Genomic DNA, 25,051 nt, shown 5'->3' on the forward strand with positions numbered 1-25,051 from the left:
ATAAATTTAAATATCAGAGTATCATAATTATATCATAATAGATTTAAAAGAAGAGAAAAGCTTGAAAGAAAATTACTTTCAAAAATTGAATAGGATTTTTAACTTTTAATTTTAGTTTACCAAGGGAGATATGAGGTATAAATATGTGTATCGTTTGCAATCGGATAAATATGATAAAATCAGGAGAAAATCCCTATTTTGTAAAAGAATTAGAGACGGGCTATGTGGTGATAGGTGATCATCAGCATTTTAGAGGGTATACCCTATTTTTATGCAAGAAGCATGAACTTGAATTGCATGCGTTAGATAAGAGTTTCAGACAACGTTACTTGGAAGAAATGTCGATTGTTGCGGAGGCTGCATATTATGCATTCGAGGCTGATAAAATGAATTACGAGTTATTAGGTAATGGAGATTCTCACCTACATTGGCATCTGTTCCCTCGTCGTAACGGCGACTTGGAGAACTATGGTGTAAATGGCGCCGGCCCTGTTTGGCTTTATCCACGAGATAAAATGTACGATGTCTCGAATCGCCCTGATGCCAATGAACTTCAAGAATTAAAATCCACTCTTTTACATGAGCTGAATCAACTTCTAGATGCATCATATATCTAATCCCATAATCAAAAACAGGCAGCTTTCGCTGCCTGTTTTGTCATAATAATTCTAATTGCTCTGTACAATAACTTATTTTCTGTTCGTGAACACCTTTGCCATCTCTCCACCGAGCATCGGAACAAACGCCAGAACGAGAGCAACTACTATCTCGTCCAATGTAAGAGGAACCGTGCTGAAAATCGGATTGAGTACCGGAATATAAATACTCGCAATTAAAAATACAAGAGATGCAATTACACATTTGTTCAAATACCCATTTTCAAAAACTTTCATACGGAATACGGAAGTCTTCTCTGAACGGGAAGAGTATGCACGAAGCAATTCTCCCAATACAAGGGTAAAAAAGCAAGCGGTACGCGCTACATCTAAGTCATCATGCACATAATAGCCGTACAAGAACGATCCGAGTGTACCGAGGGCCAGAGCGATACTCTGAATACCTACTGCAATTGCCATCTTTTTATCTACGATCGGCTCTGCCGGATCTCTCGGGTGACGATCCATAACACCGGGCTCTTCTTTCTCCATACCGAGCGCGAACGCAGGGAATGCGTCTGTAATCAAGTTAATGGACAGAAGCTGAATCGCAACGAGCGGCACTTCTAAATTAGCAAGCATAGCGAGGAAGATAACGAGAATCTCACCGATGTTACAAGACAGCAGGAAGCCTACCACTTTACGAATATTGCTATAAATCGTACGTCCTTCCGAAACTGCTCTTACAATACTTGCGAAGTTATCGTCTGTCAATATCATATCTGCCGCTTCCTTCGATACATCTGTACCGGTAATGCCCATAGCTACACCGATATCCGCATGTTTTAAGGAAGGTGCATCATTTACACCGTCACCTGTCATAGCTGCGATATCACCGTTTGCTCTTACCGCATCCACAAGACGTACTTTATGCTCGGGTGATACACGGGCAAATACATTCACAGTTTTCACTCGTTCCTGTAGCTGTTCATCGGTCATCTCCGAAATCTCGCGTCCTTCTACCGCAACTGCATCTTCGCTTACGATACCGAGCTGACGCCCAATCGCTGTAGCTGTAATTTTATGGTCACCGGTAATCATTTTTACCTGAATACCAGCTTTTTTACAAACGCTAATCGCATCTTTTGCTTCTTCACGCGGTGGATCAATCATACCTACCAAACCGATAAATGTCAGGTCATTCTCTGATTCAAAGGAAGTATCTACCTTGTCCATTTCCCGATATGCTGCTCCAATCACGCGCAGGGCAGATTCTGCAAATTGCTGGTTCGTTGCCAGGATCTCCTTACGTTTCTCTTCGCTAAGAGACTGCACGGTTCCATTCAATTCGATGGATACACAACGGCGAAGTAATTCGTCCGGCGCACCTTTTATATACATAATGGTCTTACCATCGATCGTATGGAATGTGGACATCAGCTTTCTATCAGAATCAAAAGGAATCTCCTGCAAACGAGGATATTTATCATCCCACTGTGTCTTCACCATTCCCGCCTTATGAGCAAGAACTACCATAGCACCCTCTGTCGGGTCACCCACTATCGTCTCAGTCGTCGAGTCGTAAATAGCATCGTTACATAAAACGATACATTCTAGTACTTTCGAAACTGCATCTGCCTTTTTGTTACCATCTGTATCCAGAATATCACCTATCGGGCTATATCCTGTTCCGCTTACATCGTATAAGCTAATACCATCATAAATGCGCTGAATTGTCATCTTATTTTGTGTCAACGTTCCCGTCTTATCCGAGCAGATAACTGTGGTACTTCCTAAGGTTTCCACTGCACTCAGCCTTTTGATAATGGCGTTGCACTTTACCATTCTCTGCATTCCCATCGCAAGTACTACTGTAACGACAACGGTAAGTCCTTCCGGAATTGCTGCAACTGCCAATGAAACGGAGGTCATAAATATATCGAATAATTCCATTCCACGAACTAAACCGAGGATAAATATAATTCCGCAAATCGATAAGCAAACAATACCTAACAACTTGCCAAGGCTGTCCAATTTCTTCTGGAGGGGAGTAGATTCATCGCTGCTGCTATTAAGCATACCTGCGATATTTCCCATCTGCGTTTTCATGCCGGTATCGGTAATCACACCTTTACCTCGTCCATAGGTAATTACAGTTCCCATATAAGCACTGTTAATGCGGTCACCAAGGCTGGCATCTTCATCAAGAACCGCATTCGCATCTTTCTCTACTGGAACGGATTCTCCTGTCAAAGCAGCTTCGTCCACCTTAAGATTCACAGATTCCACCAAACGCAAATCGGCCGGTATATAATCTCCTGCTTCCAGAATAACTACATCACCAGGAACAACTTCCTGAGAACCTATTTCTACTACTTGTCCATCACGCAGTACCTTTGCATGAGGGCTTGCCATTTCCTTCAATGCTTTTAACGCATTGCTCGCCTTGTTCTCCTGATATACTCCAAGAAAAGTATTCAGTACAACAATCGCCAAGATAACAATTCCTTCCAACGACTCACCGAGGAAAATGGATACTATCGCTGCTACCATTAGAATTAAAACCAAAAAGTCTTTGAGCTGTTCGATAGCCATCTGCAGGATGGATTTCTCCTTACCACCCTCTAGGCGGTTTGATCCGTACTTTTGACTACGCTCTGCGGCTTCATTACCGGAAAGACCGTTGGAAAGATTAACCTGCAAATCTTCTGCGGTTTCTTTGACGGATAGGTTAAAATATTTTTTCACAATGCACCTCCAATGTTTTTCTATCACGAAAAATATCATAGCATATTTGTTTTAAATCGAATAGCACTTTTTATACTTTTATTACGTTTTCTTAACATGTTATCTAATCTTAAGAAAACGCTTTGCATTGGCTGCTATAAAACTCAATATAACCTCACCCTTTTCGAGTAATTACACGTTCAGCACAGTTTTTGCCTGACACATAAACTGCGCATCCATTTGTTATGTAATAAAAACACTTTCCTATTTATATGAAGCGGGACGTCTGCGAACAGACATCCCGCTCTTTTACTTCTATTCACTCTAAAGAGGCAATACTTTCTAGGAAATGCCAAGTCCTGCACTCGCATATCCTGCAACGGTCGCCGCCAAGTCAAGACCAGCCGTAACATTTGCAGAGAATACTAAGAGTAATCTGGTTCCTGCCGTGACAGGAATATTCAATCCGCTAGTAACGCCGCTACTAATATCACCGATAGAAATCAATCCCGTTAATGGAGGTGCAAGGTTAACCACTGCTCCCGGAACTGCAACAAAGGTGTCATTAGGTGCGGTTGACTGGAATAACTGAGCAGATACTGTTACCGTAGATCCAATTAAACTGAGTCCTGCACTAATACTCAAGTAAGCTGCAAGGGAAGTGATAATTCCATCTCTGGGAACGGAGAATGCATAATTCGTCAACCCCAGAAGACTGATGGTTCCGCTGGCTGCAGAAATACCTGGAAGATTAAGCCCGAACCCAATTGCGGATGAGGTGTTAAGCAATCCTCCGAGCACAGTAGCCAATGCAACCGGAGTACCCGATGCAAATGGAATAATCGCGCCTTCTCCAGGAGGGCCTGCCGGACCTTCCGGACCTTCCGGACCTGTCGCTCCTGTTGCTCCTGTTGCTCCTGCTGGTGTCAAGTCAGGACTAAAAAATTTATTAGTAATCTCATTTTAAATGGACTAAATTTGATATGATCTATACTGTTATAACCATATTGTTTTTCTATGCTATGTTCATTGTTGAAAAGCCTACAGCTTTTCCAGTGATATTTATATGAAGCGATGGAAATATGCGGCTAAATACGGTATAATTGCTTAAAAACACTTGTTAATAAGCTGGAAAGGAGCAAAGCATAAATGGTTCATTTAGTTTATTGTGATAATAAAGGAAAACGTGGAGAACGCATGCTGGATAAAATTATGAATGGAGAAATCACAATGGTTATCAGGGGTGCAGCTGGTCGAAAAATCCCCCACAGCAGAGTATTCGAAGGTGAAACCCTCTATTTTATGGAAAAAGGTACTGCTGAAGTTTCTGCTCATGCAAAGGTAAAATTCGTTCAAAACTATATAAAGCTTACGGAAGCCGAAATTGAGAACACAATTGCAGACAATCAGTCCAAACTCAACTTAACAGATAAACAAAAGGAGCGCTGGCATAAAAAGTGCCTGTGCCTTGTTGAGTTCTCCGAAGTAACAGCTATTGCCCCCACTCTTCCTTTTGACCATCAAGGCAATATGGACGACTGGTTAATCATTGAAAAAATAGAGGATGTGGTTGTGGGAACCAGCATTCCATATAACTATGAAAAGTCAAGGTTTTAATTATGGCTATGTGGAATCCTTGGCGAGGCTGCCATAAATATAGCGAAGGCTGCAAGTTCTGTTATATTCACAAGGGCGATCATAAGCGTGGTGTTGATACAAACAACATTTTAAAAACAGATAAATTCACCACGCCTATTGAAAAAAACAAAAAAGATGAATACAAGATTAAATCCGGACAAGTAGTATATCTTTGCTTCTCTTCCGATCTTTTACTTGCTGACGCAGATGCTTGGAGAACTGATTGCTGGCAGATGATAAAAGAACGCTTCGACTTGCATTTCATATTTTTAACAAAACGTATTGAGAGATTTATTGACTGTATTCCTGATGATTGGGGAACCGGGTATGAAAATGTAACAGTGGGCTGTACCATAGAAAATCAAAACATGGCCGATTTTAGATTGTCTATTTTCAGCAAGCTGCCAATCAAGCATAAAAACGTTATTTGCCAGCCACTTATAGAGCAGGTTAGTATAGAAAAATATCTGGATGATGTAGAGCTTGTAGTAGTGGGTGGCGAATCAGATTTTAATGCACGGCCTTTGAACTATGACTGGGTTTTGTCGCTAAGACAGCAGTGCATCAATACAGATACCCATTTTGAATTTAGACAATGCGGAACACACTTCATAAAAGACGGGAAAACCTATACAATTAATGTAAGACAGCTTTGTAGTCAAGCAAAAAAAGCTGATATTAACTATTAGTGAAATGAACATTAAGTGAACAACTAGAACTTAAATGGATGGCGGCTCTATAAGAAAGAGACTCCTGTTTTTTTGATATATTTCAATGCTTAACATTATTAAAACATCCGTTTCATGTCAAAAAAGACATACACAGTCAAGCGGCATTGACTTAAACCGTGGTATTCTATGGTCAAAGGAGGTGCTTATTATGCACGCATGGGAACAAATACAGAAAACTATAGAATATGTTGAAGAACACTTGGGCGAGGAATTAAATATTGAAAGCCTCGCAAAGATGGCGGCACTGTCTCCATTTTATTATCAACGCCTGTTTAGTCGGTTGGTAAAAAAGCCGGTTGCCGAGTACGTTAAGCTTCGCCGGATGGCAAAAGCTGCTGAAGCGCTGCTGCAAAAGGAGCAGCGCATTTTGGATATTGCATTAGAACTTGGCTTTTCATCCCACGAACATTTTACCCGTACCTTTAAGGATACCTTTGGCATGACACCAGAGGAATACCGTAAAAATCCACAAACTCTAAATCACATGACCAAACCGGAGCTTCTACTTCACTACACCATAATTGATGAAGGTGTACCGCTCATTACCGATGGTATTGTGTTGGAAGTAAGCCGAAGAGAAATGACGGAGTCGATTTATTTTGTCGGTGCTAAAAAGGATTTACCGATTCAGCATTTAGCTGGACTGGGAACAGAATCAGGGGTTGACCCGCTTGATACCCTTTGGCAAAACTTCCATATCCAGAAACAAACAATACTTGGTCTTTCTGAGGATGACGAAGAAATTGGTGTGACCTTTTCAGCTTTAGAAGAGGGATGTTTCAGCTATTTTGCAGGTGCAAAGTCAAAACCAGGAGACTTTCCAGATGGTTTTATGCCCTGGGAACTGCCTACAGGAGAATATATTGTTTGCTCCTTTGAAGCTGAAAACTTTGAAGCCCTTGTCATGGATGCTCTTTATAAAGCACAGCAGTATGTCTATAACACATGGCTTCCAAATCACAAGTTGCAGACAGAGACATTTTGTGCGGAGCGATATGCAAGTCATTCTCCGAAAACCACAAGCATGGAAATCTGGCTCAAGCTGAAAAAGTAAATTTATACACATTGCATCGGGTAGTTACCAAAACTACCCGGTGCTTTTATCTGAATAACAGTAGCATCCAATCAATGTTTTCAAGTCAATAGTATCAAAACAACAGATATGGTACACTAAATACAGCTTAGCAAAAATAGTCGAGAAGTTTTTCTCCTACAAAGGTAAAATAGAAAACAGAAGGAGGTGAAAAGATGGAAGAACAAATCGAAGCTGTCCAGCGCATGCAGGATTATATTGCAAAACACCTGTCGGGAAATATTACTCTTGCTTGCCTGTCAAAGGTGTCCTGTTTTTCACCTTGGTACTCTCACCGTCTGTTTTTACAGTATACAAATATGACACCGGCCGATTATATTCGGAGGTTACGCCTCTCCAAGTCTGCCATTCGGCTGCGTGATGAATCCTGTAAAATCATAGATGTCGCATTGGATCTTGGATATGGAAGCGTGGATGGGTACCAAAGAGCATTCTTCCGGGAGTTTGGATGCAATCCCAGAGAATATGCTAAAAACCCTATTCCTCTCCATCTTTTTACTCCCTATGGAGTTAAATATCGAACACCCAAAAAGGAGAAACATATGAAAGTTGTAAGAAATGTATTTATCCAAGTTATTGAAAAACCTGAACGAAAGGTGCTAATCAAGAGGGGCATTAAAGCTACCGATTATTTTGCCTACTGCGATGAGGTGGGCTGTGATGTATGGGGGCTGCTGCAAAGTATTAAGTCTATCAGCGGAGAGCCTGTGTGTTTATGGCTGCCTGTACAGTACATTGCTCCCGGCACTTCAGAGTACGTACAGGGAGTAGAGGTGCCCATCACATATGATGGAATTGTTCCTGAGGGTTTTGATGTCATTATGCTTCCTTCCGCAAAATACCTGATGTTTAGAGGTGAACCCTTTGCCGAAGAAGATTATTGTCAGGCGATTGAGGAAATACAAGAAGCCATAGCAAAGTATGATCCGCAAGTAATTGATGTGCAGTGGGATTCATCAAACCCCCGTATACAGTTGGAACCCATTGGAACCAGAGGCTATATCGAGCTTCATCCAGTCAAAGAGGTGATCGATTAATGAAGCAGCTGATGCATATTCTTTGCAGAGAACGGCCAGTTGGTACAGATGGCAACGCAACTGTAACTGATTATTTTGAAGAGCAGTTTAATATGATGAAATTCGATTTGCAGTCGCTACCCTTTACCTGTACCGTTTGGGATAGTGCTGCTTCACAAATGAACATTGAAGATAAAAGTTTTATTATTACCCCCAGCCCATTTTCAGAGGGTTTTACAGGCGTAGGCAGGTTGGTCTTAGCAAATACGCTTCCAGACCTTAGACAGGCCGATTGTGCAGGTGCTATCTTACTTTTATATGGAAACCTTACACAATCGCCCTTACAACCCAAGGATTACCCATTTTATTTCCCTGACGAGCATAGGGAACTTATTTCTGTATTGGAACAGAAATCACCAAAGGCAATTGTTGCGCTAACGGGTCGTCATCCTCTGTGTGGCTTGGAGCCGTTTCCTCTCTTTGAGGATGGGAATTTTAAAATTCCCTCCGCCTATCTGGGACTTTCTTTTTTAGAGTCTATCAAAGAGTCTGACGGTGCACATGTCAAACTGTCGATCATATCTTCCAAGACATTGCGCAACAGCAGGCAGTTGGTAGCAACAAAAATTGGAAAACAGAAAAGTAGAAAAATCGTTCTTTGCGCACACATGGATTCTAAATATCATACGCCCGGCGCACTGGATAACGCTGCCGGGGCTGCCGTTTTGATGGAAGCAGCCAAAAGACTACTACCGGCAAACTATAGTATCGACATTGTTCCTTTTAATGGAGAAGAATACTTTGGAGCTTCCGGTGAGTTGGCTTATTTACAACACCTTAAAGAAAAAGGCGACACTGTGGACTTGCTGATCAACATCGATTCTCCCTGTCATATCGGTGCGCTAAATTCTGTCTCGTTCTACAATTTCGGTGAACAGGATAAAGAACTTGCAGTAAAACTCTTTGAACAGCATCCTGTGATAACAGAGGGAGAACCATGGTATGCAGGCGATCATTGTGCATTCGCTTTCACCGGAACGCCTTGCATTGCCGTCACTTCTGCTGATTTATTTGAGGGTGGGCTTTTAAACACACATACGCTAAACGACACATTGGATTGTGTTGATATGAATCTGATTGAACCGACGGCAGAATATATAGCTGCATTGGTTCATGCCTTTGATAAAAGGTAAGAAAAGTATTTTATGAAACAAGCCGTTGCATTCAATAAAGATGCAACGGCTTGTTTCATTATAACCCTATTACATATGAGTTCTTCAAAGTAAAGTTCTTATTACCTATTTTCATCTAAATAGCTTTCCCTTTTCACCACACTGAACAAGCCTCATATACTCGTCCATATGGTTCCATACAATTTCAATCGTTTCATTTCCGTAAACATAGATGCTGTCGATTAGCTCATCGGCCATTTCTTTAGAAAGTTCCGTAAACCCCTCATATCTCTTGAAGCTCTCAATGATAGAACACGGCTGCCAGTTTTCCTGATAACGGCTTTGCAGTATGGCTTCGAGTTCTGTGATTCGAGCGTCTGTTTCCGCCATCTGCTTGCTAACATCAGCCTTTTGGTTTGTGTAGCTCTCTCTGTCCAAAATACCGTCCCTGTATTTTTCATACGTCTTAATTTTGGATGCTCCCAACTTGGCAAGGACGGCTTGGAGCTGCTTAATGCGCTCTGTCAGAGCGGTTATGTCATTATGGCTTTGTGTTTTGACTCTGTCAAAAAGCTGTTCCATATCGAGTATGACCTTTATCTGCGTATGTATCACGGATAAGACCATCTGTGTCAGGCTGCTTTCGGAAATCCTGTCTTTTGTACAGTCGCTGTCAGCTACATACTGATGGCTTTCACAATAATAATATGCCGTAGCCGAGGGACTATTGCTTCTTCGCATAACGTGCCGACAAATCCCACATTTCACTTTACCCATCAGGGGTCTGACCTCTGTGTGCTTCTGTATCCTTTGGGGTGCAGAGAAGCGATCCTGAACCGAAGCAAATAATTCTGCCGAAACAACAGGTTCATGCGTATTCGGTACGACAATCCACTCACTTTTAGGGATGCGTTTTCCGTGCTTGCACCCGACAACAGGGCTACGGTTTTTCCCGTTTACCATTTTCCCCGTGTAGCGTTCGTCACGGATGATGGTCAGGACGGTTGTATTCAGCCAGTAGTTTGTTTTTCCGACCACATTGAATTTACGGTCACAGCCCATAAGCCGCTTATAGACATATGGCGTTGGAATGTTTTCTGCGTTCAGGACATTGGCAATCTGGACTGCGTTTTTGCCCTCATCCGCCATCTCAAAGATACGCCTGACAACAGCAGCAGCCTTTTCATCAACCACAAGTTTCTTGCGGTTTTCCGGCGACTTCGCATAGCCATAAGGAGCATGGCTGCTGATGAATTCTCCTTTCTCCATGCGGTTTTTTTTTGCACTCCGTACCTTTTGTGAAAGGTCTTTGCTGTAAAGGGAGTAAATCAGGTTTCTGAAACCCACATCAAGTCCGCCGGTCGTACCGTCAAAGTCATTGCTGTCAAAATGGTCGTTTACGGAGATAAAGCGCACCCCTAAAAAGGGGAATATTTGCTCCAAATAATCTCCAATGTCAATGTAGTTTCTTCCGAAACGGGACAAGTCTTTTACGATGATACACTGAATGTTTCCCTCACGCACTTCATCCAGCAGAGCTTTCACGCCCGGACGGTCAAAATTCGTACCGCTGTAACCGTCATCGCAAAACTCAACCACTTCATACTGTGAGAGGTCTGGAGAGCTTTCCACAAAGGCATTCAGAAGCTCCCGCTGGTTTCTTATACTGTTGCTTTCACCCTCGTTCTCGTCCTCTTGGGATAACCGGATATACTCGGCAAGGATTTTCTTGATACTCACGAAACCCTCACCTCACTCTCCGCCTCAATAAAGCCGAGCAAACTTTCAAACTCATCCCGATACCGAAAGCAGATGGATATGCTTTGATCGCTGAATATTTCCACCCGTTCTATCAGTTGGGAAATCATTTCTCCCGTTATGGCTTTGTTCTTCTTGAATTTTTTCAAGGCTGCCAGCCATGGATTTTGAGGTGTCAGCATGGTATCAAGCCGGTGCTTTTGCATAGATAATTCATCAAGTCGGCTCCGCAAAAAGGTGACATCTTTTTCGTACTTGGCTTTTGTAAAGAGATATTCTGCTTCATCAAGTAGCTTTTCCTGATAGTCCTCATACAAGGAGCTTCTGAGCATGGACAGTCTGGACAGTTTCTTTTCCGTTTCGGAAATCTCTGTGTCCACTTCACTCTGCTGCTGGCAGAAGCCTTCCTTTGCATTGAGCTTAGACACCATTCGGTCTATGTCAACGGCCAGGTCAATCTGCTTGCGGATAGCCGTATACAGAATAGAGAGCAAATCCGGTTCGTCCATACGCTTTCTGATGCAGTCATTCTTTGCAATATCCTCGTATGTGGCACAGCTAAAGTAATAGAGTGCCGAACCCTTTGATTTGGGCATTTTACGCCATTTCATGCTCCGTTTGCAATCACCGCAGAACACAAGCCCTTTCAAGATATTAGACCGCTGCGGTTCCACTTTTTTTCTCTCGCAGGACTCTCGTTCCTGCTTGATGCACCTTACCGCCAAAAAGATTTCTTCATCAACCAAAGGTTCATGGGTGTTCTTGATTTCTACCCATTGATCCTGCGGCAGCTCCACGCAACCGCCCTTGCCCCATAGGTCGGATTTTGTTTTTCCCTGCACCATATGGCCGAGGTAAACCGGGTTGATTAAAATCCTGCGGACGGCGCTTTTATACCAATACCGCATATTGGCATAACGATCACTTTTTAAGATGCCCTTTTCATAGCGATACTGGCTTGGGGAGGGAATGCCCAGCTCATTGAGCTTTTGAACGATACGCATATCACCCATACCGTTCCTTGCCCACTTAAAAATATCCCTGACAACCGGTGCGGTTTCCTCGTCAATCACCAACTTGCCGTTAGCAGACTTTTGATAGCCGTAGGCTGCGACACAGCCGGTAAATTCCCCTCTACTTCTCTTGACTGCAAGCCCCGACTTTATCTTTTTTGATATATCTCTGGCGTACACATCATGGATCAGGTTTTTCAGAGGAACGGCATACCCATCATCCTGACTGCTGGCATTCAGACTGTCATATCCATCGTTCACGGAGATAAAGCGAACATTAAAGAATGGCAGTATTTTATCAAGATAAGTTCCGGTTTCAATGTAATTCCTGCCGAAACGGGACAGGTCTTTGACCACAATGCAGTTGATTTTTCCACCCTTGATGGCGTCCATCATTTCATTGAAGCCGGGACGGTCGAAGTTCGTTCCTGTCTGATTGACATCCTTAAAAACAGATATGAGCTTCAGGTACGGCCTTTCAGCAATATAGCGTTCCAACATGGAGATTTGATTGCCGATGGAATCACTTTCTTTTTTTCGCTCATCTTCCTCCGACAGCCGCCCGTAAACACAGGTGTTCCATATCGTTTCAAGAGGGACCTGGGCAACATGATCTATTTGCTTTCTGCTTGTTCTCGCCATCTCACACCACCCCCTTTATGGGAGCCGGTGAAGCTGATGCAATTAGATCTTTTGCGTTCTCGGCAAAGAACAAAGCTCTTTCATATTCATACTGATAGCGGAATCGGATCTCCACCCGGCTGCCGGAATAGATATTGACCCACTCAATTAGGGAAACAACTACCTTTCGGGACAGCTCGGTGATATTCCGATTCTTCTTAAAGGCTGCAATCCAAACGCTGTTTGCTCCCTTACCCGCAAGGATCAGGGCAATATCCTGTTTCAGCCGTTCGGCAGCTTTCTCCGCTTCCTCACACTTTTTCCCGTATATGACCTTAAATTCCCGGTACTCATCTGCATCAATGACACCGCTTTTCAAGTCCTCATAGATAGACACTTTGAGGTTTTTATACTTTTCAATTTCCTCCTGTTTCATCAGCAGTTGAGTATCAATTTTTCGGATTTCCTCCTGCTGCATAGGAAGGGTGTCGATAAACGAGAGAATCCGTTCAATGTCGAGAATAGAAGCGATGTGATTTTGAAGTGCTTGCAGGACTGCCTTTTCTAATACCTTTTCGCTGATGCAGTGAGTGGTACAGCCATCCCCAGCCTTATTCTTTGAACAATAATAGTAGGCGTACTTCTTTCCGCCTGCGGGTACAATCTTTCGCACCATACCGCTTTTGCAGTCAGCACAAAAAAGCAGGCCAGAGAACGGATAGACAGCTTCTCCATCTGGAGCAATACGGGTGTCCTGTGCCAGCACACGGTTCACAGTGTCAAAAATCTCCTGTGGGACAATAGGCTCATGGGTGTTTTCCACCCGAACCCATTTATCCTCTGGCTTCATAAATCGCTGCTTAATCTTGTAGTTTGGCGTGCTTTCCTTACCCTGCACAAGATGCCCTGCATAAATAGGATTTTTCAAAATGCGGCCAACCGCCACAGCAGTCCACTTTGCCTTGGGATTCACCTGAAAGCTGGTGGCAAAGTTAAGCCCTGAAAAGCGTTTATATTCCATGGGGGACGGCTCGCTAATCTCATTCAGTCTGTCAGCTATCCCTTGCTGGCTGAGTCCATCCAGCTTCCATGCAAAAATATCCCGAACAATCTTTGCGGCATAGGGGTCTACCACCAGTTGATTTTTGTTCTCTGCTGATTTCATGTAGCCGTAAACGGCAAAGGAACCGATGAACTCGCCATTTTTGCGCTTTACATCAAGCTGGCTCCTAATTTTTACGGAGATGTCTCTGCAATACGCATCATTGACGAGGTTCTTAAAAGGAATGATAATATCGTCTGACGGTGATTTATCCTTTGCACTGTCGTAACCATCGTTAATGGCAATGAAGCGCACACCTAAAAACGGAAAAATTCGTTCAATATATCGCCCTACTTCGATGTAATTTCTGCCGAAACGTGACAGGTCTTTGACTATGATGCAGTTGATACGTCCAGCTCTTACATCCTCCATCATCAAATTAAAGGCAGGACGATTAAAGTCAACACCACTAAATCCGTCATCTATTCTTTCAGAACAGAGGCGGATTTCGGGCATTGACTTCACAAAATTGGTTATTAAATCTCTTTGATTGGCAATGCTGTCGCTTTCTGCTTTATCGCCATCTTCTTTAGACAGGCGCAAATAGTCCACAGCATTGTATATGATTGTATCTTCATTATTAAATGGCATAACGAAACCTCCCGATTGAAAAAGTCAAGAAGCAAAACCTGACTGAATCAATGGGCGTCCGCTAATATTAGTCCGCTCTTATTATAACACCCTTCTCAGGGCGCGTCCAGACAAAACAGCAGCTTTTCCGAACCCACATGGTCAGGCTCCGCCCATAAAAATCATCCATCTCACATCATCCTCAATAAATTTTCCATTCTGTCCTCCAGCGTGGCATTGGTATCATTAAAACTGATTTTGACAACCACTTTGCCGCACCGGTAGCAATATGGGTTTCCTATTTGGTGGATAAAATCCAGTATCCGTTCTTCCTTGGGCAACTTTGTATTAACCTTTATATCGCCTATGTCAACCAGCGTATCCGGGTTGACCGTCCGCACATCCACCTGTTTTAATGCCGAAAAATCCATTTGGGAGAAATCAGAGTTCCCCATGGCTTACCCTCCCATCTATAGAAATGACACTCATATAGGAATATATGAAATCTGCCGATTGTCCTATTCGAAGTATGCGTTGTCCTTTTTTAACCGGATGAAACAGCCAACATCCGAAAGTCGCTCAGTCACCGGCATATCAGGTAAAGCTGCCAGTATATCATTCTTATAACGGCGGCCTGCACGGCTATCCAGAATAGAGAACACGCAGGAATCACTTTCTCTGCGAATTCCCCGGCCAAACCACTGGCGCAGCTTGATGAGCATCCCCGGCACGATGACCTCATTGAGATAACCGTAAAAGTCAGGATACAGGGTCTTTTCATATTCCAACACCGGATCAGGAGCCGGAAATGGCAGCCGTACCACAATGAGGGAAGATAAAATATCCCCGGCAAGATCGATGCCCTCTCCGGCACTGTCGCTGGCACAAAGGATACCGTTACCGCTTTTACGAAAAGCGTCGATGGCATCCAGACGGCCTTTGCCCATGCGGAACAAAGGGAACGAAGTAACTCGTCCGCACAGTACTTCATACGCCTGCTCCATCATGCGGTAAGAAGTAAACAGAACGAGGGTATGCCCATGGGTTGCTTCAATCAACTCCACCAGCCGATTCACCACCGCCTTAAAATAGCTGCTGTCCTTGTCTGAAGGAGTGGGCATATCCTGCGGAAGATACAACAAAGCGTGGTTCGGATAATCAAAGGGCGAAGCCTTGCTGGTTTCAAAAACACGACGTTTCTCTGCCAGTATAATTCCATTATTTCGCTTGAAATGTGAAAAATCACCCCCCACAGAGAGTGTGCCGGAGGTCAGGATATACGGAATTTCTTCCTGCCAAATATCCTCCGACAACAGGAAATCAAGCTGTTTTGGAAGGGCGCAGACCCGGCAGGCCGTTGCCCCGGTCATTTCCAGCCAGAGAATAGACTCCGCATGGTGAAATAAGATGGAGAGCTTCGTTTCCTGCTGTTCCATGCGGTTTACCAGTCGGTCGTACCGATCCCTTTTTTCACGGGAGGTGGTATAAAAAAGCACCGACAGTCTGCGCAGCACAGCCATCAGTGTTTTCAAAGCTCGTATGCAGTTTAAGTCAATCTGTACGTCATAGCAGTTTTTATCAAAGCTTGTACCTGCGGCATACCGCAATGCTTCAAAGAGCAGAGCATTTTGTTCCTGCATGGTTTCACACAGTCTGACGATCTCCGCTTTGTCGGGATTGCCTGCACCTATGGCGTGGTAAATGCTTGCCACCAGCCGTTCCATTTCCACATTTTCCAATGTCATGCCGTACATCTGTCGTGCTGCATCAAGGAGCTTGTGAGCCTCGTCAAAAATCACCACTCCACGGGGAGGAAACAAGGACCTTCTCCCGTTTTTCCTGCCAAGTACATCAGCCAGCACAAGGTTGTGGTTGGCAATCTGAAAGTCATATCCAAGGGACTGTGCTTTGCGGATGAAGTCACGATACCGGCAGACAGAAGATAGAGAGCAGTTTAGATGGCAGCGTTCCACATTGATGCAGGATTTCACATAGTCTGTTAAGGAGAGCTTATCCAAATCAAGGGGGCAGGCTCCGGTAAAAAGCCCCGTCAGGATAGAAAGCAGTTCCTTATCCTCATGGCGGTCATTATGTGCGATAGAGGAACGATACCCCTTTACCCGGCTATCGCAGGCATAATGGGATTTCCCCTTGCGAACCACAAAGGACAGGGGCTTGTCAATGATACGGTGTTCCATCAGAATATTGGAAATCTGAGGGATATATTCTTCCGTCAGTGCCTTTTGCAGCGCAATGGTGGAAGTAGAGATAATTGTCGGCAGCTTATTGGCGCTAAACAGGTTGTGGACCGTTACGGCCAATATGTAGGCATGGGTTTTGCCTGTACCCACCTCTGCCTCACAGAGCGCCAGCCGGTTTCCCTGCAAGGACTCCAGCATTTCCAGCGCAAGAGCCGCCTGATTTTCCCGGAAGTCCATACCATGTTCCGGCAGGATGTTTGAAAAAATATGTTCCAGAAGATTTCTGGCTCTTAGGGCCGGCTTGATGGAAAAAGTGTTTTCCGGTTCCGATTCTGTCTGTGAAAGCATTTTTTCCATCGCTTTTTGATATCCGCTTTCATTCAGCGGCACCGCTTTGGAAAAGAGTCGTTTTGCCTTTAAGGTGGTAAGCTCCACCATGCGGTAGCTGTATGTTTTTCCGGTGTAGTATTCCAAAAGCACGCAATTATCGGCTGTCAGCACAATGCGTTCCTCTTGCCGAATTAAGCCCGCTTCGTAAATCTTATTTTGAATATCTGCCATATAGACAGGTTGGTTCATATCGTTTTGCCTCCTTTGCTTGCCTAAAGGAGCGACACAAGAATGCGGCGGAATCAGGAAACGGTTTGAAAGTTTGATGACTCAAAAGACCTGTTCCGCCGCATGGTTTCTATCGCTCCGATAGAGCACGATAGATTTTTATATCAAAGCAAAGGTGTGACAAGCGATCCGGCTGGTGTTGCCGGACTCCATAAAAGCCGCCCCTCATTCTTTCTCAAACGAGGGTGATGCGTTTTCCCGGCCGTCGGCCGGGCTGCTCAATGCGGTGAAGCGTTCAAAGCAGAAGTACCATGATAACCGGCAGGGATCGTCGCAATCCGTCCCACCACAGGACGTGACTGCCGCAGACATAATCGCTCGGAGGGCAATGCCCTCGTCTTGGCGTGTCCCGGTGTGTCGCTCCCCCTGCCGGTGATGTACCCATCACACCCATATTCTGTTTTCAATGTTCAGGTGAAAGGAAGCTTGAAAATTTTCCTTTCACCCAATGTCAAAAAACAGGGGGGGTGACACATCATTCATCAAAAAAAATTTTTAGTTTTTTTGCGGACCACTGTAAGCTCATCCAAACCGAATGTTGCTTAACAGACTCCATCCTTGCTATTTGTCGAGTAGACAAACCTTGGAAGAAGTGTAGAATAAACCGGCGCCGCTGGATTTCGGTCAACTTCCCACTGTCCAGTAACCGCCTTGCAGCGTCCTTGGCTTTTGTGGTATCGCTTTTATGGATCAAATCCAAATCAAGGGGCGGTGCGGCAAGCTGCTCTGTTTCCTCCAGCCCGTTGATGCTCACATCCAAACGGCTTGTCCGATTTTCATGTGTGACTTGCTCATGATAAATTTCATCTGACAAGGCTTTCAGCTCCAAAAAGTCCTGTGCTGTCTTGCCGGGGTTCTCCGCAAGGTAGTCCTCCAGCGTGATTTCTACAATGCGGTCTGCGAAACGGTAAACAATACCCCCGCTGAATTTATTTAGGGCATAATCACTGTCCTTATAATTCTTCATGTTCCTTTCCTCCGATCTGTTTTCTAAAATGCGAAAACAGATCGGAGGGTGGGGAACGGCAACGTGGGTTCGACACGCTTATATAGGAAACGACATCTTCTTTTTGATGTTGTATCATAAAAGTTGACACCCTATTCTCAAGGACTTTGATATATAATCATAATCAATACGAGAACAGGAGAAACAACCTATGGCACAAAATCAAAAATCTTATGACAATGAATTTAAAGCACAAGCTGTAAAACTTGCTCAGGAAATTGGTGGGCATAAAGCAGCTAACGAATTAGGGATTCCCAAGGGTACTATGTACACCTGGATAAAAGCCTTCAAAGAAGGTCGTCTCAGCGCAAATGACGCGGTTCATACGCCTAAGAATGCCTTATCTCTTAACGATGAGCTTATCGAACTCAAAAAGCGCATTAAAGAGCAGGATAAGGAAATCCGTCGTTTAAAAGAAGAAAATGAATTTCTCGAAGAAGCCAGTGCTTTTTTCGCAGCCAGCCGTCGGAAGTCAGCAAAAAACAGAGACTGATGTTTATTGCAACCAAAACTGATGACGGCGAGATTAAGGGCAAAATTTCTTTTTATTGCAGAGTGCTTCATGTTTCCAGACAAGCATTCAATAAATACCTAAAAGCAAAGGATGCTCCATGGAAATATCAGGAATTGGCAGATGCAATGCTTGATATTTGTAGTGAGGATGAATGTAATGACACTTATGGAAGAATCCGTATGTATCAGGCATTACAACTCAAACAGCCGGAGGGTATACACATTCCCGGCGAGAGAACTGTTTATCGTGTCATGGACGAAATTGGTCTTAATCACAAACCAAAACGCAAGCCTAATGGTATTACTAAAGCTGACAAAGAAGCCCGGAAATCAGATGATTTAATAAAACGTGACTTCACTGCTGAAAAACCTCTAAAAAAATGTATTACTGATATGACTGAAATAAAAGCTTCTGATGGAAAACTGTATGTTTCAGCCATCTTTGACTGCTACGATTTAGCGGTATTGGGTCTTGCCATGGATACAAATATGAAAGCTCCCCTTTGTGAACAAACCTTAGATAACGCTTATAGAGCCTATCCTATGCTTAGGGGAGCTATTCTTCACAGTGACAGAGGTACGCAGTATACCAGCGGGTTATATCGTAAGGCAATCAACAAATATGGCATTCTTCAAAGCATGAACAGTGCCGGTGGCAGATGCCATGACAATGCCAGATGTGAAAGTATGTGGGCAAGATTCAAAGAGGAATTACTTTATGGACGTTACGATACCAGCTCAATGACAGTAGAACAGTTAAAAACTCTTATTTGGAGATACTTCATCGGCTATTGGAATAACCGGCGAATCTGTTCAGCTAACGGTGGCTTACCTCCGATGGTTAAGCGACAGCAGTACTATGATTCATTGCAGGAGGCAGCATAAGGTCGAACATTCTTGAGAAAAAAGTGTAAACCAATATTGACAATATCATTTCCTGATTTTGGAATATTCGGTCGCAGTATCAGGTATTCTGTCGAAAGAAAAAAGTCAGCACTTTGCCACAGGCAAAATACTGACTTTTTTATGTATTGAATATTAAGTTTTATGACCAGAAGGTGATATATACGGACTATGCCGTCTTTAGTCCCACCTCTGCATGGGAGAGAAAAAAGGATTGCTCATAGAAATACCTCTTCCGCCAGAGCACAGCGAAAGCCGGTATTCCCGATATCCAAATGACCCATCAAAAGCCGTAAAAAAGTACAAGGGTCCACCCTCTGGGATAGAGGGCAGACCCTGTGCGGCGTTTGGCAGCCAGGCTATCGTAGCGTCAGGTGACGCCTTAGACCCTGTGGCTTTGCGCCCCCGGTTTTCACCGGGTTTGCCCCTTGGCTCTATTTAGTTTTTGGGCAACTGAAATCCTTAAACTTGTAAGCTTATACAAGTTTAAAGAAACTGCTTACATGACCAGCCTCATTCAATTACCTTAATACGGTCGGCCAGTGATTGTTTTCTCAGATAATGCACAGCCAATGTTGAATAGCATAGTTGAATTATCGCTAGAATTACGGTAAGCAGAGCAACCGCCATCCATGGAAAATGATAGGTTAAGGTACCAAAGATACCGACCTGATTAAAGGCAGTGCAAATAACAAATCCGGCAGGAGCACCAACCGCAACAGCGAGAGTAAGGGCAATGCCAACATACCATAGGCATTCTAAGGAAAGCATGGATGCCAGTTGTCTGCCGCTCATTCCCACTGACTGCAAAATTCCAAGCTCCTGTTTCTTTGCCAGAAGGTTCGTCATAAGTGTATTGATCAGATTTACCAGCGCAAACAAGAATAAGAATACCACTAATGCATATAGCCCTTTTATCATCTGGCCAGCCATATCCTCTAAGCTGTCCGCAAGATCCTTTCGGGATGTAATATCAATCCGACCATCGGCGGTAGCGGAAAAAACAGCCTTCCGTACTTCTTCTGAATCTTTATCCGTATATACATTCCATACCGTATTAAAGTTACTGACTTGAGGATAAAGCTTGGACAGCGTTTCATTTGTAACCAAAAAGGGGGAGGCACTTACACCGGTATCAAGAGATCCCTTTGCAATTCCAAGGACAATCATCTCCACGCTTTGTCCATCATATCCTTTGCATAAAAGCACATCGCCTATGTTTGGTTCATAATTGTTGTACCGTGCAAGCAGATGCTCTGAATCAGCAATTATGACACCGCTTCTTTTAACCATTTCCTCATAGTCTGCTTCACCTGCCATAATAAATTCAGGAGGTAAAAACTGATTGAATTGCTCCCTCGTCAGTCCTGCAAACGAAAATCCACCCGGATTTTTCGGTAATTCCACTTCTGCATAGCTGCTGTTGTAGCGTGTAATCTTGGTGACAAAATCTAACTTGAGTAAGGCTTGATACAGCGGCTCATTAAGAGGGTTTTCCTCCAGTACAGTATGTTGTTCTTCCAAACTGGGGTGGGAAAGACTAAGCATATAATTTCCGCCATCTCCCAGATTTTTTGCTGCCATACTGTCCACATCAAAGGAAACAGCATAGGTAGCGACACACATTAGCATAACAGCAGTTAATCCCAGAGAAATAAATGTTAGAACAGACTTTTTTCGATTACGAACAAAACTCATTCCGGCCAGAGATAGAGGCGTGATACGGCGGTGCAGCTGCTTGGAAACGCTTTTTCCTTCCTGCTTTGAATAAAAGGTCATCCTCACAGCTTCAATTGCCGACACCTTTCCAGCTATACGGATTGGCACACGGGTTGCTAAAATCACTGATAGGGTCATTATAGCCGCTACACCAAATGCTGACCGCAGATTCGTTCCCCACTGCCAATACCCGGGCATCCATGCAAATACAGCACATCCGGCAATAATAATTCCAAGGGGAATAGAACGCAGGCAAAGAATCAATGTTTCTCGGCGCACGATACGCTTTAGCTGTTTGGATGTTGTCCCGATTACCTTCAGGCGTCCGTATTCCCGCAGCTTTCCCGACACGGAAATATAAAAGAGGCTGTATATGACTACACTGCAAGCAATAACCAGCAGCAGCCCCACCAGATACAGCATGGTATTATCGGATGATTGAAACCCAACCATATCAAAGTAATTGGAGCTGTAGAAGATTTTATCTTCCGGGACTCCCTGTTTCAGCAAAAATTCTTTAATCTGACCTTTTAAAGCATCCATATTTTCTTCATTACTGCCTGCTATACGAAAACGAAAGTCAAAAGTGGGCACAGGTGATGCACGTTTAACAGCATATGCTTTGGATGTGAAAATTGTAAAGGAGCGGGATGTATTTTCGCTCAGTAAAATGCCTGTCACCGTGTAATCCTGATTTCTACCATCGCCCATATCCAACTGCACACTCTGTCCTGTGACCGCAGGCAGGTTAAGATACTGCAAAAATGGCAGCTCGACCATAATCTCTGCTTCTGTTTCTGGCAAGCGGCCGTCTATATCCGGTCGTCCTGCAAGACGGATCTGATTTTCATCTTCATATAATACCGTTAAAGCGGTATCTTGATAGCGGGCAGTGCTAATTGATTTAGAGACACCCCATTGTTCAACCTCGGGCTGCTGAGAAAGAACATCAATCATTTCTTGTGAAATTTCCGCACATACAGCTTGATACTGGCCCCTGATACGCTCCACTAATTCTACATTCTGTGCCGAAAGATAAAAGCACAATGTGGATAGGAGCACCGTTGCAAATGTAATCGTAATAACAGCAAACAGATTCCGGCGCTTATCCGCTTTCAGGCTTCTGTCTGTCAGCTTCTTTACAATATTTCCTGTGTCATTTTCAAATGGTAATGTCATAATATCCCCCTTAACCAACGATTTTGCCATCTTCAATCCGCACGATACGGTCGGCAAGCTGAGCAATTTCGCTATTATGGGTAATCATGACTATTGTTTGGCTGAACTCTGCGCTGGTGCGCTTTAATAGCCCCAGTACATCGGCACTGGTCTTGCTGTCGAGGTTTCCCGTAGGTTCATCGGCCAGCACTATGGCTGGTTTGGTAATCAAGGCACGGGCAATCGCTACCCGCTGCTGCTGACCGCCGGAAAGATTGTTCGGCATGTTTTTCAGCTTCTCTTCCAGCCCTAACATAGACACCACTTCACTCATAAAAACCCTGTCTGCTGTGTCTCCGTCCAGCTCTACAGGCAGAACAATATTCTCATAAACATTGAGAATCGGCACAAGGTTATAGTTTTGAAAAATAAAGCCGATGTTTCTGCGGCGAAATATGGTAAGCTGTTCATCATTCATCTTCGCCAGCTCCTTGTCATTTACCATAACACTGCCGGAGGTAGGCGTATCCAACCCTCCCATCATATGAAGCAGCGTGGACTTGCCTGAGCCGGAGGTTCCAACCACGGCAATAAACTCACCCCGCTCCACGGAAAAGTTCACGCCGTCAAGGGCACGGGTAAGATTCGGCTCTGTGCCGTAATATTTTTTTAAGTTTTTTGTTTGTAAAACACCCACATTTAAACACCTGCCTTTTAAGTTATATGAGTACATTCTAAAATCCAATTGTTACAGAAATCTCCCAAAAATAAGAATTCACTTGATATACTTCATTAACAGGAGGCTCTGTACTGCATTCTCAAACCACCATATAGGAATTGCGGCTTGTTATTTTGTAACATATCGCTTCTCGTGTCTTCAGAGAATCCCATCTACCATGTCGTCTCTTTAAAGCGTTCTATGATACTGTGCCTATTTAGCGCTTTTATAGCAAATAATGGAACAACCATTGAAATTCCAAGCATTAATATAAATGCAATCAATGCGGGAACTAACGTAATATTAATCGTAAAGAACCAAAATGAAGAACTGCTCAACATTTTACTCAATAAGGTTTTACTAAAAATATAAGATATTACAATACCAAAGAAACCGGATATTATTGCATAATAAATGCCCTCATAAACCAGCAGTTTCCGTAGTTGTTTTTTTGTCATGCCGATACTCTCAAACAAAGTAAACTCATATTGCCGAGTAATGGCATTCGTTTTAATTATGCTTACAAAGTTAATTACTCCAATGCATCCTATCAGAAAGCTTAATATCCCGCCCGCAACGTAGACCATCTTCTTAATTCTATCGATTGATTGTCGCAGCATCTGTGTTGACCCATATTGCATCCCGGCATCAACCTTCAGAATATAACTATTTAGGGTATTTTCTATATTACTCTGGTTCGCATTATCGAAGTCAAACGAATAGTTCATTAAAGTCGGTTTTGTATAGACTTCTTTGAACCTGTAATCACTCATATAGAAAAACGGGCAATTACCTCCGACAGTCGTATAGCCACTGTTTACCGTCCATACTTCACGTTCTGTTCCGTTAAGAACAGCCTGTGCGACTACTGTCATCGTTTTTAGTATTTTGCCATCTTTTCGTATTACAATTTCATGACCAATCTCGCATTGAAAAGACTCGGCATCTTCCGCTCCTTCAATAATGTAGTTGCCGGTTGATAATTTTTCTATCAGTTTACTTTTGTCTTTTTCTCCATTAATAATCATCAGTCGGCTGAGCACAGGCGTTGAGGCGCCATAAACATTACATAATGCATATCCATCGTTTCCCAAGACGATAGGGTACTGTCCATCGACAATAAATCCATATTTTATTCCTTCAATACTTTCATTTGTTTCCGTAATCTTTTGCCCATAATCAATCGTCACATTCAAATCGTCTAAGGTGTTTTTATATAATTTCCCACCGTTTTGTATTCCGGGTTGTTGCTCGACAAGTGAAATCACGGCTTCATCCAGACCGTCTGAATGATACATAAAGCCATGGCGCGCAGAAAATGCAGTCTTACTTGCTATAACATAATCCGTAGACATCATTTTTTGCAAATACTTATCAGTATCGACACTTTGACCAAGAATAGCAACCGAATTAAGCAAAACGAAACATATTGATAACGACAAAATGATGAATATACTCCGTTTTTTGCTACGCAAAAAATTAGCCCAAGACATTTTCTCAATTCTGAAGAAGGATGCTTTCTTTGAAAAGGTTTTGGTTATATGCCCATTTTCCGTATACCGAAGCGCGTCAATAGGTGAAACGAGGGTAGCGATTTGAGCTGGTTTTTTAACACTGACCCAAACAGTAAGTAAGCTAAATAAAGAGGAAACAATAAATATGAATGGACTAAGCGACATCTTGGGTTGAAAATCCGAGTATTCCTGGTTTAGAAATTGCATCATGAGTGGAAGCGAAATCTTACCGATTAGGTAGCCCAGCAACAGCCCTAGAGGGATGCCGATAAAAGATAATTGAATGGCCTGCCGCAAAACAATTTTTTTAATTTGTCTTTGGGTAGTCCCTATTGTCCTCCACATGGCGTATCTTCTTATATCCTTCGAAATTGAAATATCAAATATGTTATTTATCAGCAGATAGCCGATAAAAATAAACATCAGAAGGAAGGGCATTATTGCCAAAAACAGCGAAGCATTCATTGCAAGAGTTAATTCAATTACTTGCTTCAATGATTCAATTACTCCAACGCCAATGGATACTACTGATGTAAATAATATAGTGGTCAGTGCAATTGCGATAACAGCAAAGGTGTTTCGCTGTTTGTCTGCTTTCAGGCTCAGTTTTGCAAGCCGTTTTATAACTGCCTTGTTATCATTTTGAAACATGCCTCTGCCTCCT

The 25,051-nt window shown here is 43.3% G+C and carries 19 protein-coding genes and 1 riboswitch; of the genes, 8 read left to right on the top strand and 11 right to left on the bottom strand.

Annotation, left to right across the window (positions count from 1 at the left end):
- The first annotated feature begins 143 nt into the window (after nucleotides 1–143).
- Nucleotides 144–617, top strand: a complete 474-nt coding sequence (locus RBB56_RS04470) for an HIT family protein (RefSeq protein WP_306721200.1) — start codon at nucleotides 144–146, stop codon at nucleotides 615–617.
- 72 nt (nucleotides 618–689) lie between these two features.
- Here RBB56_RS04470 and RBB56_RS04475 read toward each other — a convergent pair whose 3' ends face one another.
- Together RBB56_RS04475 and RBB56_RS04480 are read right to left on the bottom strand one after the other, a co-directional pair.
- Entirely contained in the window at nucleotides 690–3,344 is a 2,655-nt protein-coding gene (locus tag RBB56_RS04475; protein ID WP_306721201.1) for a cation-translocating P-type ATPase, read from the bottom strand.
- A gap of 321 nt (nucleotides 3,345–3,665) precedes the next feature.
- On the bottom strand, nucleotides 3,666–4,253 hold the full coding sequence (locus RBB56_RS04480) for an exosporium glycoprotein BclB-related protein (protein ID WP_306721202.1): 588 nt from the start codon (nucleotides 4,251–4,253) through the stop codon (nucleotides 3,666–3,668).
- Nucleotides 4,254–4,472: 219 nt separating this feature from the next.
- On the opposite strand from RBB56_RS04480, the gene RBB56_RS04485 reads away from it, so the two are divergent.
- The 5 genes from RBB56_RS04485 to RBB56_RS04505 all read left to right on the top strand — a co-directional run bounded on the left by RBB56_RS04485 (nucleotide 4,473) and on the right by RBB56_RS04505 (nucleotide 8,994).
- Nucleotides 4,473–4,940 (top strand): hypothetical protein, encoded by a 468-nt coding sequence (locus RBB56_RS04485; protein WP_306721203.1) that lies wholly within the window; start codon nucleotides 4,473–4,475, stop codon nucleotides 4,938–4,940.
- Nucleotides 4,941–4,942: 2 nt separating this feature from the next.
- Nucleotides 4,943–5,650: a DUF5131 family protein gene (locus RBB56_RS04490; RefSeq protein WP_306721204.1), complete on the top strand. Its 708-nt coding sequence runs from the start codon at nucleotides 4,943–4,945 to the stop codon at nucleotides 5,648–5,650.
- Nucleotides 5,651–5,840: 190 nt separating this feature from the next.
- On the top strand, nucleotides 5,841–6,746 hold the full coding sequence (locus RBB56_RS04495) for a helix-turn-helix domain-containing protein (RefSeq protein WP_306721205.1): 906 nt from the start codon (nucleotides 5,841–5,843) through the stop codon (nucleotides 6,744–6,746).
- A 194-nt stretch (nucleotides 6,747–6,940) separates the two neighbouring features.
- Nucleotides 6,941–7,822 carry a helix-turn-helix transcriptional regulator gene (locus RBB56_RS04500; RefSeq protein ID WP_306721206.1) on the top strand — a complete coding sequence of 294 codons (882 nt, stop codon included), beginning with the start codon at nucleotides 6,941–6,943 and terminating at the stop codon, nucleotides 7,820–7,822.
- Nucleotides 7,822–8,994, top strand: a complete 1,173-nt coding sequence (locus RBB56_RS04505; RefSeq protein WP_306721207.1) for a M28 family metallopeptidase — start codon at nucleotides 7,822–7,824, stop codon at nucleotides 8,992–8,994. Before RBB56_RS04500 ends, RBB56_RS04505 begins: the two co-directional genes overlap by 1 nt.
- Before the next feature lie 111 nt (nucleotides 8,995–9,105).
- Here RBB56_RS04505 and RBB56_RS04510 read toward each other — a convergent pair whose 3' ends face one another.
- From RBB56_RS04510 to RBB56_RS04535, 6 genes are all read right to left on the bottom strand, one after another.
- Complete coding sequence (locus tag RBB56_RS04510) at nucleotides 9,106–10,713, bottom strand: recombinase family protein (RefSeq protein ID WP_306721208.1); 1,608 nt, start codon at nucleotides 10,711–10,713, stop codon at nucleotides 9,106–9,108.
- Nucleotides 10,710–12,386: a recombinase family protein gene (locus RBB56_RS04515; RefSeq protein ID WP_306721209.1), complete on the bottom strand. Its 1,677-nt coding sequence runs from the start codon at nucleotides 12,384–12,386 to the stop codon at nucleotides 10,710–10,712. The genes RBB56_RS04510 and RBB56_RS04515 overlap by 4 nt, the downstream gene beginning before the upstream one ends.
- Before the next feature lies 1 nt (nucleotide 12,387).
- Complete coding sequence (locus RBB56_RS04520) at nucleotides 12,388–14,058, bottom strand: recombinase family protein (RefSeq protein ID WP_306721210.1); 1,671 nt, start codon at nucleotides 14,056–14,058, stop codon at nucleotides 12,388–12,390.
- A 170-nt stretch (nucleotides 14,059–14,228) separates the two neighbouring features.
- The gene (locus RBB56_RS04525) at nucleotides 14,229–14,492 is read right to left on the bottom strand and encodes a DUF6870 family protein (RefSeq protein WP_306721211.1); all 264 of its coding nucleotides are present in this window, start codon (nucleotides 14,490–14,492) and stop codon (nucleotides 14,229–14,231) included.
- A gap of 63 nt (nucleotides 14,493–14,555) precedes the next feature.
- Entirely contained in the window at nucleotides 14,556–16,817 is a 2,262-nt protein-coding gene (locus RBB56_RS04530; protein ID WP_306721212.1) for an ATP-dependent DNA helicase, read from the bottom strand.
- Nucleotides 16,818–17,331: 514 nt separating this feature from the next.
- Nucleotides 17,332–17,823 carry a sigma factor-like helix-turn-helix DNA-binding protein gene (locus tag RBB56_RS04535; protein ID WP_306721213.1) on the bottom strand — a complete coding sequence of 164 codons (492 nt, stop codon included), beginning with the start codon at nucleotides 17,821–17,823 and terminating at the stop codon, nucleotides 17,332–17,334.
- Between the two features lie 190 nt (nucleotides 17,824–18,013).
- On the opposite strand from RBB56_RS04535, the gene RBB56_RS04540 reads away from it, so the two are divergent.
- Nucleotides 18,014–18,355 carry a transposase gene (locus RBB56_RS04540; RefSeq protein ID WP_236875328.1) on the top strand — a complete coding sequence of 114 codons (342 nt, stop codon included), beginning with the start codon at nucleotides 18,014–18,016 and terminating at the stop codon, nucleotides 18,353–18,355.
- Nucleotides 18,352–19,260: an IS3 family transposase gene (locus RBB56_RS04545; protein WP_194150597.1), complete on the top strand. Its 909-nt coding sequence runs from the start codon at nucleotides 18,352–18,354 to the stop codon at nucleotides 19,258–19,260. Before RBB56_RS04540 ends, RBB56_RS04545 begins: the two co-directional genes overlap by 4 nt.
- 364 nt (nucleotides 19,261–19,624) lie before the next feature.
- A riboswitch (cyclic di-GMP riboswitch) is annotated at nucleotides 19,625–19,714 on the bottom strand.
- Nucleotides 19,715–19,791: 77 nt separating this feature from the next.
- Here the strand turns inward: RBB56_RS04545 and RBB56_RS04550 are convergent.
- The 3 genes from RBB56_RS04550 to RBB56_RS04560 form a co-directional block, all read right to left on the bottom strand.
- Entirely contained in the window at nucleotides 19,792–22,176 is a 2,385-nt protein-coding gene (locus RBB56_RS04550) for an ABC transporter permease (protein WP_306721214.1), read from the bottom strand.
- Between the two features lie 10 nt (nucleotides 22,177–22,186).
- Entirely contained in the window at nucleotides 22,187–22,852 is a 666-nt protein-coding gene (locus RBB56_RS04555) for an ABC transporter ATP-binding protein (RefSeq protein ID WP_306722091.1), read from the bottom strand.
- 194 nt (nucleotides 22,853–23,046) lie between these two features.
- On the bottom strand, nucleotides 23,047–25,038 hold the full coding sequence (locus tag RBB56_RS04560; RefSeq protein ID WP_306721215.1) for an ABC transporter permease: 1,992 nt from the start codon (nucleotides 25,036–25,038) through the stop codon (nucleotides 23,047–23,049).
- Nucleotides 25,039–25,051 lie beyond the last annotated feature (13 nt).

Source organism: Kineothrix sp. MB12-C1, assembly GCF_030863805.1.
GTDB lineage: Bacteria > Bacillota > Clostridia > Lachnospirales > Lachnospiraceae > Kineothrix.

What these genes read in the sequence shown, in the direction of transcription:
- RBB56_RS04470 (WP_306721200.1), top strand. Translation starts at nt 144, where the DNA reads ATGTGTATCGTTTGCAATCGGATAAATATGATAAAATCAGGAGAAAAT.
- RBB56_RS04485 (WP_306721203.1), top strand. Translation starts at nt 4,473, where the DNA reads ATGGTTCATTTAGTTTATTGTGATAATAAAGGAAAACGTGGAGAACGC.
- RBB56_RS04490 (WP_306721204.1), top strand. Translation starts at nt 4,943, where the DNA reads ATGGCTATGTGGAATCCTTGGCGAGGCTGCCATAAATATAGCGAAGGC.
- RBB56_RS04495 (WP_306721205.1), top strand. Translation starts at nt 5,841, where the DNA reads ATGCACGCATGGGAACAAATACAGAAAACTATAGAATATGTTGAAGAA.
- RBB56_RS04500 (WP_306721206.1), top strand. Translation starts at nt 6,941, where the DNA reads ATGGAAGAACAAATCGAAGCTGTCCAGCGCATGCAGGATTATATTGCA.
- RBB56_RS04505 (WP_306721207.1), top strand. Translation starts at nt 7,822, where the DNA reads ATGAAGCAGCTGATGCATATTCTTTGCAGAGAACGGCCAGTTGGTACA.
- RBB56_RS04515 (WP_306721209.1), bottom strand. Translation starts at nt 12,386, where the DNA reads ATGGCGAGAACAAGCAGAAAGCAAATAGATCATGTTGCCCAGGTCCCT.
- RBB56_RS04520 (WP_306721210.1), bottom strand. Translation starts at nt 14,058, where the DNA reads ATGCCATTTAATAATGAAGATACAATCATATACAATGCTGTGGACTAT.
- RBB56_RS04525 (WP_306721211.1), bottom strand. Translation starts at nt 14,492, where the DNA reads ATGGGGAACTCTGATTTCTCCCAAATGGATTTTTCGGCATTAAAACAG.
- RBB56_RS04530 (WP_306721212.1), bottom strand. Translation starts at nt 16,817, where the DNA reads ATGAACCAACCTGTCTATATGGCAGATATTCAAAATAAGATTTACGAA.
- RBB56_RS04535 (WP_306721213.1), bottom strand. Translation starts at nt 17,823, where the DNA reads ATGAAGAATTATAAGGACAGTGATTATGCCCTAAATAAATTCAGCGGG.
- RBB56_RS04540 (WP_236875328.1), top strand. Translation starts at nt 18,014, where the DNA reads ATGGCACAAAATCAAAAATCTTATGACAATGAATTTAAAGCACAAGCT.
- RBB56_RS04550 (WP_306721214.1), bottom strand. Translation starts at nt 22,176, where the DNA reads ATGACATTACCATTTGAAAATGACACAGGAAATATTGTAAAGAAGCTG.
- RBB56_RS04560 (WP_306721215.1), bottom strand. Translation starts at nt 25,038, where the DNA reads ATGTTTCAAAATGATAACAAGGCAGTTATAAAACGGCTTGCAAAACTG.